Annotated in this window: 11 protein-coding genes and 2 pseudogenes; 9 read left to right on the top strand and 4 right to left on the bottom strand. The window is 72.6% G+C overall.

The features are described 5' to 3' along the window. Window positions 1-24: 24 nt before the first annotated feature. Window positions 25-2,727, bottom strand: coding sequence for an FHA domain-containing protein (locus ACFUJR_RS23645; protein ID WP_383169667.1), 2,703 nt, complete (start codon window positions 2,725-2,727; stop codon window positions 25-27). 89 nt (window positions 2,728-2,816) lie between these two features. Here ACFUJR_RS23645 and ACFUJR_RS23640 point away from each other — a divergent pair, with 89 nt between their 5' ends. Further along, complete coding sequence (locus ACFUJR_RS23640) at window positions 2,817-3,437, top strand: TetR/AcrR family transcriptional regulator (protein WP_383169669.1); 621 nt, start codon at window positions 2,817-2,819, stop codon at window positions 3,435-3,437. Between the two features lie 532 nt (window positions 3,438-3,969). After that, complete coding sequence (locus ACFUJR_RS23635) at window positions 3,970-5,361, top strand: NADP-dependent succinic semialdehyde dehydrogenase (RefSeq protein WP_383169671.1); 1,392 nt, start codon at window positions 3,970-3,972, stop codon at window positions 5,359-5,361. A gap of 30 nt (window positions 5,362-5,391) precedes the next feature. Here the strand turns inward: ACFUJR_RS23635 and ACFUJR_RS23630 are convergent, their stop codons facing one another. Both ACFUJR_RS23630 and ACFUJR_RS23625 read right to left on the bottom strand, forming a co-directional pair. After that, window positions 5,392-6,405, bottom strand: a complete 1,014-nt coding sequence (locus tag ACFUJR_RS23630; protein ID WP_383169673.1) for a PHP domain-containing protein — start codon at window positions 6,403-6,405, stop codon at window positions 5,392-5,394. Window positions 6,406-6,418: 13 nt separating this feature from the next. Next, on the bottom strand, window positions 6,419-8,506 hold the full coding sequence (locus ACFUJR_RS23625) for a SpoIIE family protein phosphatase (RefSeq protein WP_383169676.1): 2,088 nt from the start codon (window positions 8,504-8,506) through the stop codon (window positions 6,419-6,421). A gap of 89 nt (window positions 8,507-8,595) precedes the next feature. Here ACFUJR_RS23625 and ACFUJR_RS23620 point away from each other — a divergent pair, with 89 nt between their 5' ends. From ACFUJR_RS23620 to ACFUJR_RS23605, 4 genes are all read left to right on the top strand, one after another. Beyond that, the gene (locus ACFUJR_RS23620) at window positions 8,596-8,952 is read left to right on the top strand and encodes a hypothetical protein (protein WP_383169678.1); all 357 of its coding nucleotides are present in this window, start codon (window positions 8,596-8,598) and stop codon (window positions 8,950-8,952) included. Window positions 8,953-9,167: 215 nt separating this feature from the next. Continuing rightward, entirely contained in the window at window positions 9,168-9,368 is a 201-nt protein-coding gene (locus ACFUJR_RS23615) for a hypothetical protein (RefSeq protein WP_352191786.1), read from the top strand. 198 nt (window positions 9,369-9,566) lie between these two features. Beyond that, the gene (locus ACFUJR_RS23610) at window positions 9,567-10,745 is read left to right on the top strand and encodes an acyl-CoA dehydrogenase family protein (protein ID WP_383169680.1); all 1,179 of its coding nucleotides are present in this window, start codon (window positions 9,567-9,569) and stop codon (window positions 10,743-10,745) included. Window positions 10,746-10,942: 197 nt separating this feature from the next. After that, a complete protein-coding gene (locus tag ACFUJR_RS23605) occupies window positions 10,943-11,833 on the top strand; it encodes an aminoglycoside phosphotransferase family protein (RefSeq protein WP_383169682.1) in 891 nt (296 codons plus the stop codon). On the opposite strand, the pseudogene ACFUJR_RS23600 reads toward ACFUJR_RS23605, so the two are convergent. Next, window positions 11,805-12,095, bottom strand: a pseudogene (locus ACFUJR_RS23600) (cytochrome P450); the annotation flags it as partial. The gene ACFUJR_RS23605 and the pseudogene ACFUJR_RS23600 overlap by 29 nt on opposite strands. Before the next feature lie 179 nt (window positions 12,096-12,274). Here ACFUJR_RS23600 and ACFUJR_RS23595 point away from each other — a divergent pair. From ACFUJR_RS23595 to ACFUJR_RS23585, 3 genes and pseudogenes are all read left to right on the top strand, one after another. Next, the gene (locus ACFUJR_RS23595; RefSeq protein WP_383169684.1) at window positions 12,275-13,240 is read left to right on the top strand and encodes a GNAT family N-acetyltransferase; all 966 of its coding nucleotides are present in this window, start codon (window positions 12,275-12,277) and stop codon (window positions 13,238-13,240) included. A 7-nt stretch (window positions 13,241-13,247) separates the two neighbouring features. Further along, a pseudogene (locus ACFUJR_RS23590) lies at window positions 13,248-13,667 on the top strand (DUF2236 domain-containing protein); the annotation flags it as partial. Then, a complete protein-coding gene (locus ACFUJR_RS23585) occupies window positions 13,649-15,892 on the top strand; it encodes a tetratricopeptide repeat protein (protein WP_383169686.1) in 2,244 nt (747 codons plus the stop codon). The pseudogene ACFUJR_RS23590 and the gene ACFUJR_RS23585, both read left to right, overlap by 19 nt. The last annotated feature ends 53 nt before the right edge of the window (window positions 15,893-15,945 follow it).

Below are 15,945 nucleotides of genomic sequence, written 5' to 3'. Positions count from 1 at the left end.
GGATGTCGGGTCGGAGGACATCGGCTACTTCCGCATGATCACCGGCTCCTGGCGCCGCAACAGCCGCGCCACGACGAACCCGAGGACGACACAGAGCACGACCAGCATCCCCATGTCGAAGAGCCAGGCGCTCGCCGTGTGCTCCATGAGCGGATCCGCCGTCTTGTCGCTCGGTGCGACCTTCCCGATGTCGATGGTCGCCCCCATCGCCGCGAACGCCCACCGCGACGGCACCAGCCACGCCAGCTGTTCGAGGACCGGCGTCCCCGTGACGGTCAGCAGCGCCCCGCAGAACACCACCTGCACGATGGCGAGGAGGACGAGCAGCGGCATCGTCACCTCCTCCTTGCGCACGAGGGCGGAGACGAACAGCCCGAGCATCATCGCCGTGAACGACAGCAGCGCGACCGCCAGCGTGATCTCCACGAGGGGCGGCATCAGCACGCCCTTGCCGTCCGGGACGTTCAGCGGCACCCCGATCAGCGCGACCAGTGTGAGGACCACCGCCTGGACGACCGTGATCAGACCCAGCACGACGACCTTCGACATGAGGTACGCGGAACGGCTCAGGCCGACGGCTCTCTCCCGTCGGTAGATCGTGCGTTCCTTCACCAGCTCCCGCACCGCGTTCGCCGCCCCCGTGAGCACGCCGCCGACGCACAGGATCAGCAGCACGTTCAGCGTCGACTCGGGGTTGAGACTGCCCTCCGACAGAGCCCGGGCCATCGCGCCCATCACGAAAGGCAGCGCGATCATGATGGCGATGAAGGTCCGGTCCGCGGCGAGGGCCGCGGCGTAGCGCCGGACGAGGGTGCGGAGCTGGGAACCCCAGCTCTGCGCCTTCTGCGGCGGACCGGGCTCCGGCGCGCCCTCCTCGTGCGGCAGCCCCGGCCGCTGCATCGCATCGGAGATGTACCGGCGATGGTGGCGCGACGAGCGGTACTGCTCGGCCCAGTCGCGGCCGCGGTCGGACTCGAAGGCCTCGAACGCCTCCGGCCACTGGGCGAAGCCGAAGAAGGCCAGCGACTCGTCCGGAGGCCCGTAGTACGCCACACGGCCGCCTGGCGCGAGTACGAGCAGCCGGTCGCAGACGTCCAGGCTCAGCACACTGTGCGTGACGACGATGACCGTACGGCCGTCGTCCGCGAGCCCGCGCAGCATGTGCATCACCGAGCGGTCCATGCCCGGGTCGAGTCCCGAGGTCGGTTCGTCCAGGAAGAGCAACGACGGCTTGGTGAGCAGTTCGAGCGCGACGCTGACCCTCTTGCGCTGCCCGCCCGAGAGGCTGTGGATGGGCTGATCCGCCCGCTCGACGAGGCCGAGTTCGCCGATCACCTCGTCGACCCGGGCCCGGCGCTCGCCGGCGGCCGTGTCCTCGGGGAAACGCAGCTCGGAGGCGTAGGTCAGGGCCCGTTTCACGGTGAGCTGGAGGTGGAGGATGTCGTCCTGCGGTACGAGACCGATGCGCTGGCGCAGCTCCGCGTAGTCCCGGTAGAGGTCCCGGCCGTCGTAGAGAACCGTGCCGTGGTCGGCCGGGCGCTGGCCGGTCAGGGCCCCGAGCAGCGTCGATTTGCCCGCCCCGGACGGCCCGACCACCGCGAGCAGGCACTTCTCCCCGACGGGGAACGACACGTCCTCCAGGAGTGTCTTGCGGCCCTGGTCGACCGTGACGGCCAGATCCTGCACGTCGAGGGAGACCTCGCCGGTGTCGGTGAACTCGACCAGCTGACCACCGATGAGGCAGAACGCGGAGTGCCCGATGCCGACGATGTCGTCCGGGGTGACGCGGGCCTCGGCGACGGGACGGCCGTTGAGGAAGGTGCCGTTGTGACTCCCGAGGTCCTGGATCCAGAACGTGCCGTCGCCGCGCGCCTTCAGTTCGGCGTGGTGCCGGGAGACGACCAGGTCGTCGACGACGAGATCGTTGTCGGGGGCTCGCCCGATCCGCACGGTGCGCGTCGGCAGTGGCCTTACGGACGTGGGCTGCCGGAAGGTGCCGGTCGCGGCCGGATGCGAGACGGAGGACGGTCGGGGCGGAGTCCGCGGCGGCGCGGGGGGCGGGGGCTCCGGGGCCGGTACGGGAGGGGGTGAGGGGGGCGTCTCCGGACCCGGTACGGGTGGCGGCGCCGGCGTCGCGGGGCCGGGCTCCCGAGCCGGGGCCTCGGGCGATCCGGCCGACGGGGCCTCCGCCGAGACGGGCTCCGCCGAGGGGGCTGCCGCGGCGGGTGCCTCGGGCTGGGGATCAGGCGGCGCGGGAGCCGCAGGCTCGACACGTACGGGCGCCGGTCCCGAATCCTCCGGCTCGGGTGTGGCACGTACGGGCGCCGGTCCCGAATCCTCCGGCTCGGGTGTGGCACGTACCGGCGCCGGCGCCGGTTTCTCGGGCTCGGGTGGGGCCGCCGGCCCGGCCCTCCCGGAGAGGACGGCACGTGGGCCGTCTCCGGGATGCCCGAACCGTATGACCGTTCCCGGACCGACCTCGCGCACGGCGATGCGGTGGCTGTCCGCGAACGTGCCGTTCGTACTGCCCTCGTCCGCGAGCGTCCAGTGGTCGCCGACGGCCCGCAGGACCGCGTGGTGCCAGGACGTTCGGTCGTCGTCGAGGACGATGTCACTGGTGGGGTCGCGCCCGATGCGGTAGACCCGGCTCGGACTCATCACGGTCGCGTCCCCTGCGATCTCGAGGACGAGCTCGGGTGCGGCGGGCGCGACGGGCCGCTCTCCCATGCGTGAATTTTATCTTCCGGGGCTGATCCGTGCCTGCGAGAGCCGCCGGTATCGTGGGCGCCTCCAGTGCGACCGAAGGAGCTCACCCCGTGCCGAAAGGTGTCACCAAACGCCGCCCCCGGACACGGGCGGCCCTGCTGAAGGCAGCTCTGGAGACCTTCGCCGAGCACGGCTTCCACGCCACCACGATCGAGCAGGTCTGTGAGCGGGCCGGCTACACCCGGGGCGCGTACTACTCGAACTTCGCCAGCAAGGAAGAGCTCTTCCTCGCCCTCTTCGACGAGCACAGCGAACGGACCCTGCGACGGCTCGCGGAGGCCGTCGACGACCTCGCCGACGAGGACTACACCCTGGAGCGGCTCGCCGAACTCGCCTCCCGTATCGAGCCGGACGAGCGCGACTGGTACCTCGTCACCACCGAGTTCACCCTGCACGCCATCCGGGACCGGCAGGCGGCCTGGGTGCTCGCCCGGCACGACGCCCGGCTGCGGGCCGAGATCGCCCGGGGCCTGACGACCGTACTGCGCAGGGCGGGACGAGAACTGACCGTGGACGCGGACCGGTTCGCCCGGATGGTGATCGCCCTGCGCGAGGGCGGACTCGCGCAGAGCTACGTCGAGCCGGAGGAGCTGCCGCCGGGGAGCCTGGAGCGGGACTTCCTGGCCCCGCTGCTGGAGGCGTCGACACGGGAGATCGGCGTCGAGGAGTAGGGCCGGGGTCCGCGGTCCAGGCGCAGGTCAGGCGAAGAGGCCCGGGTCCGACGCGGTGATCCGGTCGCGCAGCGGGCGGGCCTGGAACCAGCCGGCCGGCCGCTCCCGGCCCGACCCCGGGCGATCAGCGCCGTCTCGCGGTCGATCGGCTGCGGCGGACCCGCGGCCATCGCCAACAGCTGGGCCTGGCACGAGCGTTCCATGGTGACGGACCACCAGACGGCCCTCGGCGACGGAACGGCCGACCGTGAGCAGCCCGTGGTCCTCGAGGACGCGGTGGACCTGCGCGTGGATGGCGAAGGGTGTCCGACGGGCGCGACCGGGTGCCCGGCGGGCGCGCCGCTGCCTGAGGCCCCGGCCGTACGGGACGACCCGCACCACCCTCACGGGACCCCGTGGCCGTCCGGGGACGGCGCGGCCGGCCGCATCCACCGCCGCCCCCGGACGGTCACCCCCGTGCCCCCTCCCCGATTGCGATCGACGGCCCGGCGCGGGAGGGTTCCTGTTGGGACGGACGGGCAGGAGGAGACACATGGCCATCGCCACCGTGAATCCCGCCACGGGCGAGACACTGCGTACGTACGACGCGCACGGGCACGACGAGGTCGAGCGGCGGATCGACGCCGCGCACGAGACCTTCCGGCAGTACCGCACCACCTCCTTCGCCGAGCGCGCCCGCCTCATGCGCCGTGCCGCCGATCTCCTCGACGAGGACGCCGAGGACGTCGCCCGCACGATGACCACCGAGATGGGCAAGACGATCACGGCCGCGCGCGCCGAGGCCGCCAAGTGCGCCAAGGCCATGCGCTGGTACGCCGACCACGCCGAGTCGCTGCTCGCCGACGAGCACCCCGCCCCGGGAGACGTCCGGGACTCGGGCGCCGACACCGCCCGTGTCCACTACCGCCCCCTCGGTACGGTGCTCGCGGTGATGCCCTGGAACTTCCCCCTCTGGCAGGTCATCCGGTTCGCCGCGCCCGCCCTCATGGCGGGCAACACCGGTCTCCTCAAGCACGCCTCCAACGTGCCCAGGACCGCCCTCTATCTGGGTGACCTCTTCCGCCGCGCCGGCTTCCCCGAAGGCTGCTTCCAGACCCTCCTCATCGGCTCCGGCGCGGTCGAGTCCGTCCTGCGCGACCGCCGGGTCGTCGCCGCCACCCTCACCGGCAGCGAGCCCGCCGGGCGCTCGGTCGCCGCCATCGCGGGCGACGAGGTCAAGAAGACGGTCCTGGAACTGGGCGGAAGCGACCCGTACATCGTGATGCCCTCGGCCGACGTGCCGCGCGCCGTCAAGACCGCCGTCACCGCCCGCGTCCAGAACAACGGCCAGTCCTGCATCGCGGCCAAGCGCTTCATCGTCCACGGCGACGTCTACGACGACTTCGCCGAACGCTTCACCGCCGCCATGACCGCGCTGACCGTCGGAGACCCCCTCGACGAGTCCACCGACGTCGGCCCGATCGCCACCGAGCAGGGCCGCGCCGACCTGGAGGAACTCGTCGAGGACGCCGTACGGAAGGGTGCCACGGTACTCTGCGGCGGGTCGCGTCCCGAGGAGTTCCCGCGCGGCTGGTTCTACCGGCCGACCGTGCTGACCGACATCACCCCCGAGATGCGCATCCACCAGGAGGAGGCCTTCGGCCCGGTCGCCACGCTCTACCCGGTGAGCGACATCGAAGAGGCCGTGGCCGTCGCCAACGACTCGCCGTTCGGGCTCAGTTCGAACGTGTGGACCCGTAACGACGCGGACATCGCCTTCTTCGTACGAGACCTGGAGGCGGGCGGCGTCTTCGTCAACGGAATGACGGCCTCCCACCCGGCGCTCCCGTTCGGCGGCGTGAAGCTCTCCGGCTACGGCCGCGAGCTCTCCGGCCACGGCATCCGCGAGTTCTGCAACGCGACCACGGTCTGGCAGCGGGCCTGACCGGCTCCCGATGCCGCGCGGGACCGGTCCCTACCGGTCCCGCGTCCACGCCAACAGCTCTTCCGTGGACCAGGTGTTGATCACGCGCTCCGTCGGCACCCCGCACTCCTCCGCCCGCGCGCACCCGAAGATCTGCCACTCCAGCTGACCCGGCGCGTGCGCGTCCGTGTCCACCGCGAACCGGACGCCCGCCGCCACCGCCTGCCGCAGCAGCCGGCGCGGGGGATCGAGCCGCTCCGGGCGGCTGTTGATCTCCACCGCGGTCCCCGACTCGACACAGGCCGCGAAGACCCGCTCCGCGTCGAAGACCGACTCGGGCCGCAGCCGCCCCCCGCTGACCAACCGCCCGGTGCAGTGCCCGAGGACGTCCATCAGCGGATTGCGTACCGCCTTCTCCATCCGCCGCGTCATCGCCGGCGCGTCCATCCGCAGCTTGGAGTGCACCGAGCCGACCACCACGTCCAGCCGGTCGAGCAGCTCCGGCTCCTGGTCCAGCGAACCGTCCTCCAGGATGTCGCACTCGATCCCGGTCAGCAGCCGGAACGGTGCCCACTCCTCGTTCAGCCGCTCCACCACGTCCAGTTGCTCGCGCAGCCGCTCGGGGGAGAGACCGCGGGCCACCTTCAGGCTGGGAGAGTGGTCCGTCAGGACCGCCCACTCGTGCCCGATCCGCGCCGCCGTACGGCCCATGTCCTCGATCGGGCTGCCCCCGTCGGACCACTCCGAGTGCAGATGGCAGTCGCCCCGCAGCGCGGCCCTGAGGGTCTCGCCGCCGACGGCCTCCGGCACGGGGATCTCGGCCTCCAGCCGCTCCAGATACTCCGGAATCCGTCCGTCCAGCGCCTCCCGGACCACCGCCGCCGTCTTGGGTCCGATGCCCTTGACCGACTCCAGCGTCCCGGCCGCCGCGCGCTGTCGTGCCTCGTCGCCCCCCATGGCCGCGACGGCGGCGGACGCGGTACGGAACGCCCGTACGCGGTACGTCGGCGCCTGCGAGCGTTCCAGGAGGAAGGCGATCCGGTCCAGCGCCGCCACGGGGTCCATCACCGCTCCTCACTCATCCTCGGGCGGACGGCGCGGGCGCGACCTGCGCGTGCACCGGGCCGATCTCGCACCACACCGCCTTGCCCTCGCCGCGCGGCTCCACGCCCCACCGCGAGGCGAGCGCGTCGAGCAGCATCAGTCCGCGCCCCGAGGTCGCCGCCTCGCCCGGCGTCCGTCTGCGGGGCCAGGCACTCGACCGGTCCTGCACCGACAGCCGTACCCGACGGACCGGTTCCGGCAGCACCTCCAGCGTGAGCACCGCGCCGCCCTCGGTGTGCAGCAGCACGTTGACGAGCAGTTCACCCGTCAACAGCTCAGCGTCGTCGGCCAGTTCGGCCATGTTCCAGTCCCGCAGCGCCTGGCCCACCGCCGCCCGCGCGTCCGAGAGGCCCTGCGGATCCGCCTGGTGGATGTACTGGTGGATGCGCGGCGCCCGAGGCGTGCCGGGGTCCGGGCTGCGTCGCAGCACCAGCAGTGCCACGTCGTCACCCGCGCCCCACCGCTCCCACAGCTGCTCCGACAGATGGTCCGCGAGCGCCTCCGCCTGCGGCGGTCCGCTGCTCATCGCCGACGACAGCGCCTCAAGCCCGGACTGGATGTCCGAGCCCGGCTGTTCGACGAGACCGTCCGTGCACAGCACCAGCGTCTCGCCCGGCACGAGGTCGAGCCGGGTCTCGGGGAACTCCTCCTCCCCGAACACGGTCGCCAGGCCCAGCGGCAGCCCGCCCCGGAGCTTCGGCTGCCCGACCCGGCCGTCCGTGTGCCGGATCAGCGGCCCCAGATGGCCGGCGCGCACCGCGCGCACGGTCCCGGTACCCAGGTCGACCTGGGCGTAGGTACAGGTCGCGAACCGGTTGGTGTCCAGCTCGGCGAGGAAGCGGGAGGCCCGCGCCAGTACGGTCGAGGGCGCGTGGCCCTCACCCGCGTACGCCCGCAGCGCGATCCGCAACTGGCCCATGATCGCGGCCGCGTGCGTGTCGTGGCCCTGGACGTCACCGACGACGATCCCGACCCGGCTCCGGGGCAGCGCGATCACGTCGTACCAGTCGCCGCCGACCTGCCGGCCGCTCCAGGCCGCGTGGTAGCGGACCGCGATCTCGCCGCCGGAGATCGCCGGGATGCGACGCGGCAGCATCGTCTCCTGCAGCCCGGTCGCCAGCTCCCGCTCCTCGTCGAAGAGGATGGCGCGCTGCAGGGACTGGGCGACGATCGCGGCGAGCCCCAGCAGCAGATTGCGTTCGTCCGCGTTGAACGCGGAGCGGCGCCGGTAGAACAGTGCCATCCCGCCGAGCGAACGCGCCTGTGCGACGAGCGGCAGATAGCAGGCCGACTTGAACCTCAGCCGTTCGACGTACGGCGCGAGGACGGGGAAGTCACGCCCGATGGTGGGGAACGAGGGTACGAACCGCGGCCGTCCGCTCAGCACCGTCTCGGCGAGCGGCAGTCCCCGGTCGAGCCGGCGCGAGCGGAAGTCGTTCAGCGCGTCCAGGGACTCCCCACTGAGCGCGATGAGGTTGAGCGAGCCGTTCTCCACCAGGCCGAGCGCGAGCCCGTCCGCGCCGAGCCGGGCGAGCCCGCCGGGCCCGGTCATGGCCGCCGTCACGTCGTCCACCGTCACGGCCCGCGACAGCGCGTGCGTGGTCCGCTCGACGATGCTCGTCTGGACCTCACGGCGCTTCTCCAGGTCAAGCACGAATTCGGAGTGCGCGACCTCGGTGGTGGTGTCCCGCACGATCCCCACGATGCGGTGCGCCATGCCGTCGGACGTCCGCAGAATCCGCGCCTGCACGTGCGTCCACTGGGGTGCACCGTCCTCGTCCTCGGTCTGGAAGTGCGCGGAGTACGAGGTTTCCCCGCTGGTGATCGCGTGGCGGATCACCTGGCCGAGCCGGACTCGCTCCTCCTCGTCGAGGCGCTGGACGAGCGTGGCCGGGCGGCCGTCGAACCCGCCCGATTCCAGCCCGAAGACCAGCAGCCCGGCCTCGTCGACGTCGATGGTGCCCGTGTCGAGATCCCAGTCGAAGCTGCCGGTCCGGTTCATGGCGAGCCGCTCGGTGGGCCCGATCTCGCCACTGTGCGTGCGCCGGTCGTCATCGGTCATCCCCACCATTGTCGAACCCGTACCCCTCCGACGCCATGGCGGCGACACACCGCGTGCCGGAGTGGTGACCGAGGGGGGAGAAGCGCCCGGTGATCATCCCGTACCGCGTCGTCGGCCCTTGCCGGGCCCTGCTGCCCGACGGCCGGGAGGCCCCGCCCGGCGGCGCCAGGCCGAGGGCGCTGCTCATGGCGCCGGACGGTGCCGACGGGCGTGGCGTCCGGACGGGTGAGCTGATCGAGCTGATCCGGGAGGACGACCCGCACGGGGCCGGCGCCGCTGCGCTCCAGGCGCCGGCCGGGCGGCCGGCGCCGGGCGCTCGGGCGGGCGGCCGTGGTCTCGCTCGCCTGCGCCTGCCGGATCTGCTGCTGCTCCTGGACGACTGCGAGCACGGGGTGGGTGCGGCGGCGAAGCTGCTGGAGCAGGTGCCTGCGCGCTGCCCGGGGTGACGGTTCCGTTCCTGTTCGTCGGCGCGTTCAAGGGGTGCTCGGCAACACCCTCAAGGTCCGCGCCGACACGCCGCCGACACCCACCCGACGCGGCGACCGGTACCGGACCCGCACCGGGCTCGCGCCCGCGCGACGGCACGGCGGCCCGGCCCGGATGCGGTCCCGGGTACCGGACACGAGAATGGCCGGTACCGGAAGAACTCCTAGGAGGCGGCATGAACGCTGAGTCCGACAAGACATCTCCGGGGGACAGCCCGACGCCCGACCGCCTCTTGCATGCCGGGTCGGAGGGCGAATACACGGCGGAGGACCTCGTCCTCGCCTCAGGTCGTGACGTGAATCCGAAGAGCATCGCGTGGGCGGAGCGCCGCATGGCGGAGAAGGGACGCGCCTCCCTGGACGAGCTCTTGCCCTGACCCACGCCCAGAAGAATCCCGCGCCGCCCTCGGTCCGGCCTCATCCCCCACCGGGCCGAGGCGGCACCCGGTCTTCCCCACCCCAGCCTTGCCCCCGCGCCGTCCGGGACGGTCGTGGGGCTTCCCCATGTGTGGAACACGTTCTACCGTGGCCGCCGTCGCGCGCACGGTACCCAGGACGCCGCCACGGGAGGCCCCATGCACCTCGAGTACACGCCCGCCCAGCACCGCCTGCGCGAGGAGCTGCGCAGGTACTTCGCCGAGCTCGTGCCGGAGGACGTCCACGCGCGCTATGCCGACCCCGCCGCGCAGAAGCGGTTCTACCGCGAGACCTTGCGCAGGCTCGGCACCGACGGCTGGCTCGGCGTCGGGTGGCCCGTCGAGTACGGCGGGCGCGGGCTGAGCCCCATGGAACAGTTCATCTTCTTCGACGAGGCCGCCCAGGCCGGTGCCCCGCTGCCGCTGATGGCCCTGAACACCGTGGGTCCGACGATCATGCAGTTCGGGACGGACGAGCAGAAGGCGTACTTCCTGCCGAAGATCCTCTCGGGCGAGATCGACTTCGCCATCGGCTACAGCGAGCCGGACGCCGGCACGGACCTCGCCGCCCTCAGGACGCGGGCGGTCAGGGACGGTGACGAGTACATCGTCAACGGGCAGAAGATCTGGACGACGAACGGCGACACCGCGGACTGGGTCTGGCTCGCCGTGCGCACCGACCCCGACGCGCCCGCCCACAAGGGCATCACGATGCTCCTCGTACCGACGAGCGACCCCGGCTACTCCTGCACCCTCATCAACACACTCGCCTCGCACGACACCACGGCCAGCTACTACGAGAACATCCGCGTGCCCGTCACCCGTCGCGTCGGCGAGGAGAACAAGGGCTGGCGGCTCATCACCAACCAGCTCAACCACGAGCGCGTGACCCTAGCCGCCCACGGCACGATGGCGATCCGCGCCCTCCACGACGTCCAGCGCTGGGCCGCCGGCACCAAGCTCGCCGACGGCCGACGGGTCATCGACCTCGGCTGGGTCCGTCGGAGTCTCGCCCGTACGCACGCTCGGCTCGACGCGATGAAGCTCCTCAACTGGCAGATGGTGAACGCCGTCCAGCAGGGCACCCTCACCCCCCAGGACGCCTCCGCCGTCAAGGTCTACGGCTCCGAGGCCCGCCGCGACGCCTACGCCTGGCTCATGGAGATCGTGGGCGCAGCCGGGGCCCTGAAGGAGGGCTCGGCGGGCACGGTCCTCCACGGCGAACTCGAACGTGGCTACCGCTCGGCCGTCATCTTCACCTTCGGCGGCGGCAACAACGAGATCCAGCGCGAGATCATCTCCTGGATAGGCCTCGGCATGCCCCGCGTCCGCCGCTGACCGGGGTCGCCGCTGACCGCGGTCGCCCCGTTGCCGGGTGCCCCAGGGAACAGCCCGATCGCGGCCGCGCGGTCCGGTGCGCCCGGGCGCGGGTGCTTTTCGGATGAAACGTGGGCGCGGACCGCGTAGGGGTGGCGGTGGGGCGGGTAGGCCGGTACTTCGAGTGCCGCAGTCCCCCACCGAGAAGAGCCCCGTACGTGCCGCTCGACGCCCCCCTCCCCGCGGATCTGCGGCAATGGGTCACGCACCGGTTGCCCGGGCTCGCCCATGTCCTGGACGTCTCCTGGTCCCGCGGGGACTCCAGGGTCTGGCGCGTGGACTCCGGCACGGCGGCGGCGTACGTGAAGCTGAGCCCGAGCCCGGAGAACTTCGCGCGCGAGGTGCGCGGCTACGACCATGCGGCCCACTCGCTCGCCACGGGGGAGGCCCCTCGGCTCCTGGCCTGCGATCCGGGCCTGCGGGCCATCCTGAGTTCACCGCTCACCGGCCGCGTCGTCAGGGGCCTCCCGCTGACGGCCGCCGAGGAGACCCGCGTCCACGAACTCGCAGGCCGGCTGCTCCGACGGTGGCACGATCATCCGGTGCCGAGGACGGGCCGGGAACGTACGGACATCCTGGCCGCGGTGGCCCGGCAGGCGGACGAGGCCGCGGCCTGTCTGGAGCGCACCGCCGACCACCTCACCGACGCCCAGCGCGCCCTCGTCCAGCGGGTGGGCGACGAGCTGCCCAGACTGGCCGAGGACCTCCCGATCGTCTTCCGGCACGGCGACTACTCGACCCGTAACTGGCTCTGGGACGCCCGGCGCGGCACCCACAGCCTGATCGACTTCGAGAAGTCCGCCCACGGCATCGCCGTCGAGGACCTCGTGTGGCTGTGCTGCGCGGCCTGGCCGCCACGCCCGGAGCTCGCGCCGGCGTTCCTCGGCGGATACGGGCGCGGGCTCTCCGACACCGAGCGGCGTGCCCTGCCCCTCTTCACCGCACGTCTGGGCGTCTCCTACCTCGACGCGGGCATCGCACAGCGGGAACCGGGCCTCGCGGACCGCGGCCGGACCATCCTCACGCGCATGGTCCACGCCACCGCCTGACGACGCTCCAGGGACGTACCCTGTCCACGCCGATGCGCAGATGGCGCGGGCCGCGCGGTACCGCGTTGTGACGGTACGGCGGCGGGTCCATCAGGAGCCGCGGGTGGTCGAGACGGCGGGCCGGCGTGGAGAGCGCGATCTGGGCCTCCAGCCGGGCCAGCGGCGCACCGAAGCAGGAGTGGATGCCGCTGCCCAGGCCGAGATGCCGGATGTCCTCGCGGTCCGGGTCGAAGCGGTCGGGGTCCTCGAAGCGCTCCGGATCTCCCCCGGACCAGCATGGGAGTCGCGGCGGGCCCGCGCTCGCCGAGGGCCGCCCTGCGGTGCCGCCGAAGGAGTGGCCCGGGGCGGGGCCGCGCCCCCCGAAGCCTCGGCGACCCGCCGTAGGGCGGCCCGAACGGTGCACGGCAGACTGTGCGGTTCACCGCGTGAACGGAGCCTCCCATGACGGACGTACCCGACCTTCCCCAGCCGGCCGACCCCGCCGACCCGACCGCCGGAGGTGCGCCCGTCCACCCGCCGTACCCGGTGCGGACGAAGCGGCTCAGTCTGCGGCCCGTGCGCATGGACGACATCGAGGCCATCCACGCCCACCGCTCGCTGCCCGAGGTGGCGCTCTATCTGCCGCACGAGCCGCACACGCGGGAGGTGACCGCCGAGGTCGTCGAGCGTGTCATCGCGGGGGAGTCGCTCGCCGAGCCCGGTGACTGGTTCGACCTGGCCGTGGAGGACGAGTCCGGCCGGGTCGTGGGCGAGGTGCTGCTCCGCCGTGAGCCCGACGAGCCGGACACCGGGCAGGTGGGGTTCGCCTTCCACCCGGACGTGCACGGCACCGGTATCCCCACCGAGGCCGTCGCCGCCGCGCTCATGCGCCGTATCGGCATGCGGCACGAGTCCGTCCTCCGCGACGCCAGCTTCCTCAAGAACGAATGGTGCAGCGACTCGGTGTTCGCCGCCCTCGCCCGCGAGTGGCGCAGGACCCCGGAGCGATCCACGGACGAGCGTGCCGTCGACACGGCGCTCACCGTCTTCCTCTCCGCCTTCACCCGCCGCTGCGGAGAGCCGGTCAGCCTGGACGCGGCCCGTGCGGTGCTCGCGCCGGAAGCCGTGATCGCGTACGTGGCGGCGGACGGGAAGGTCACCCGGATGGATGTCGATGAGTTTCTGGTGCCTCGTCAGGAATATCTGAACGGAACGGAGTTGACCGACTTCGAGGAGTTCGAGGTCCAGTTCTCCACCGTCGTCGCCGGCGATCGCGCCCTGCGGACCTCGCTCTACTACAAGCACGGCATCCGCGGCGGTGTCCCCTTCTCGGCGTGGGGACGCAAGCACACCCAGGTGAAGCGGGCCGCCGGCGAGTGGCTGATCGACTCCGTGACCTGGACGGACGACCCCGAGGTCCGGGGCTGAGAAGAACGACGACGTCCGGCCACGGCTCGCCGCGGGCGAGGACGCCCGCACGGTCGACGCCTTCCTGCGCCGTCCACCCGCCATACCCGCCCTCGTACCGGCGCGCGAGATCATCTGGCGGCGCGTGGCATCACTCGCGTACGACTCCCTGCCCCACTACGCCCACGAGCTCTACGGCAGGGTCGCGCCGCCGGCCGGCACCGTCACGTACCGGCTCACTGCCGCGGCCAGTCTGCTGCGCTCCGTGCCGGCCGGGCTCCGCCGGCGGCTGCCGCCAGGTCACATCTTGAAGGCGATGGCCCGGCTGGGCCCCGAAGCGCGCCCCGCGCCGTACACACTCAGGCACAAGGCGGCCATACTGGACCCGCCGGGGAGGGCGCGGAACATCAACGGGGGCGACAGCACGCGATGGCGGACACCAGGCTGATCCAGGGCCGGTACCGGCTGCACGACGTGATCGGGCGGGGCGGTATGGGTGAGGTGTGGCGTGCCACCGACGAGTCGCTCGGCCGCGGGGTCGCGGTCAAGTGCCTCAAGCCGCTGGGACCGCAGCGGGATCCCGCCTTCATGAGGGTGCTGCGCGAACGGTTCCGGCGAGAGGCCCGGGTCGCGGCCTCCCTCCAGCACCGCGGTGTCACCGTCGTCCACGACTTCGGTGAGTACGACGGGGTGCTCTTCCTCGTCATGGAGCTGCTGGAGGGACACAACCTCAGCCAGCTCCTGGAGGAGAACAAGCAGCACCCGCTGCCGGTCCACGACGTCGTGGACATCGCGGAACAGGTCGCCGACGCCCTCGCCTACACCCACCGCCAGGGCATTGTCCACCGCGATCTCAAGCCCGCCAACATCATGCGGCTCGGCGACGGGGCCGTGAAGATCTGCGACTTCGGGATAGCGCGCCTGGGCGCCGACATCGGCTTCACCTCCAGGCTCACCGGCACGGGCATCGCCATGGGCACGCCGCACTACATGTCGCCGGAGCAGATCAGCGGCGGCGAGATGGACCACCGCAGCGACCTGTACTCGCTCGGGTGCGTGCTGTACGAGATCGCCACCGGTGCCCCGCCCTTCGACCTGGAGGACTCCTGGGCCGTCCTCGTCGGCCATCGGGACACCCCGCCCGAACCGCTGCGGACGCACCGCGCGGAGCTGCCCGACTACCTGGACCGGATCGTCCTCGATCTGCTCGCGAAGACGCCGGACGGGCGGCCCATGGACGCGAGCGACCTGCGCCGCAGGATCGTCACCGCCCGTACGGGCCCGGGCCCGGTTGTGCGGTTCGCGCCGACGCCCGTCGGGGCGCCCGAGCCGGCACCGGGCCCGCTTCCCGCCTGGGCCAGGGGAATGACCACCGGGCACCGCGTCACCGCCGGCTCCCTCGCGCTGCGGACCATGGCGTTCGACCCGGCCGCAGACCTCACGGGGGAGTGGACGACCGCGTCGCCGGTGCCGCCCGAGCGGACCGCCGAACGGCCCGCTCCACCGCCGGAACTCCTCGCCGTGCTCGCCAGTCGGCACAAGGCGGGGCTCAGCCTCGGCCGGCTCGGCCGCTGGCACGAGGCGGAGGGCGTGCACCGGTCCGTCGTCGAGGACCGTCGCCGCGTCCTCGGACCCGACCACCCCGACACGCTCACCAGCGGGTACGAACTCGGGTTCACGCTCAGCAGGCTCGCCCGGCCGGCCGACGCCCTGCGCGAGTTCGGCCGGGTGGCCGAGGCGCGCGAGCGCGTCCTCGGCGCGGACCACCCCGACACCCTGGCCGCGCGCCAGGAGACGGCGTACGTCCTGGGCCGCCTCGGACGCCACGTCGAGGCGCACGAGGTCTACGCGGGGGTGCTCGCCTCGCGTGAACGCACCATGGGCCCGGAGCACCCCGACACCCTGCGCTGCCGCCACAACCTGGCGTTCAACCTGGGTCGGCTGGGGCGGCTCGAGGAGTCGTACCGGATGGCCGCGGAGGTGGCCGTGGCGCGTGCCCGGCTGCTCGGTGACGAGCATCCCGACACGCTGGTGACCCGGTACGAAGTGGCTTACGACCTCGGTCGGCTGGGACGCTGGGCGGAGGCGCTCACCGCCTACCGCGAGGTCGCCGCGGCACGGGGCACCGTGCTCGGGCCGGACCACCCCGACACGCTCGCCGCCCACTACGAGGTGGGTATCTGTCTGGGCCGGCTCGGCCGGAGCGGCGAGGCGCTGGGCGTCTACCGCGACCTTGTCGACGCCCGCACGCGGGCCCTCGGCCCCGACGACCCCGAGACGCTGCGCGCCCGCCACGGCCTCGGCGTCAACCTCGGGCGTCTCTCCCGGTGGGAGGAGGCCGTGGAGGAGGCCCGCGACGTGTGGTCGATCCGCGAGCGCGTTCTCGGCGAGGACCACCCGGACACGCTCGTCAGCCGGCGCGAGATCGCCGTGGGCCTCGGCTGGCTCGCCCGCTGGGAGGACGCCCTCGCGGTGTACCGACACGTCGCCCGGGCACGCGCACGTGCGCTCGGCGACGACCACCCCGACACCCTCTCCAGCCGCCACGACGAGGCCGACTGCCTCGAACGCCTCGGCCGCCAAACGGAGGCCGTCGAGCTGTACCGCCAGGTCGCCTCCCCCCGAGACGGCGAAGGCGTCGCAGCCGCCCCGGAGAACAGGCCCGCCCACTAGCTTGACTCTGTCGGTGATCTTGAAGTGGCGGTCAGTTGCCGGTCGTTCGCCAT

This window comes from Streptomyces sp. NPDC057271, from assembly GCF_042668715.1.
Taxonomy (GTDB): Bacteria; Actinomycetota; Actinomycetes; order Streptomycetales; family Streptomycetaceae; genus Streptomyces.
The sequence above is the reverse complement of the archived record's forward strand: the minus strand, read 5'-3'. Positions and strand labels throughout refer to the sequence as shown.

Bases quoted from the DNA above. Each gene is read 5' to 3' on its own strand.
- ACFUJR_RS23645 (WP_383169667.1), bottom strand. From the start codon at position 2,727: ATGGGAGAGCGGCCCGTCGCGCCCGCCGCACCCGAGCTCGTCCTCGAG.
- ACFUJR_RS23635 (WP_383169671.1), top strand. From the start codon at position 3,970: ATGGCCATCGCCACCGTGAATCCCGCCACGGGCGAGACACTGCGTACG.
- ACFUJR_RS23630 (WP_383169673.1), bottom strand. From the start codon at position 6,405: ATGGACCCCGTGGCGGCGCTGGACCGGATCGCCTTCCTCCTGGAACGC.
- ACFUJR_RS23625 (WP_383169676.1), bottom strand. From the start codon at position 8,506: ATGACCGATGACGACCGGCGCACGCACAGTGGCGAGATCGGGCCCACC.
- ACFUJR_RS23615 (WP_352191786.1), top strand. From the start codon at position 9,168: ATGAACGCTGAGTCCGACAAGACATCTCCGGGGGACAGCCCGACGCCC.
- ACFUJR_RS23610 (WP_383169680.1), top strand. From the start codon at position 9,567: ATGCACCTCGAGTACACGCCCGCCCAGCACCGCCTGCGCGAGGAGCTG.
- ACFUJR_RS23595 (WP_383169684.1), top strand. From the start codon at position 12,275: ATGACGGACGTACCCGACCTTCCCCAGCCGGCCGACCCCGCCGACCCG.
- ACFUJR_RS23585 (WP_383169686.1), top strand. From the start codon at position 13,649: ATGGCGGACACCAGGCTGATCCAGGGCCGGTACCGGCTGCACGACGTG.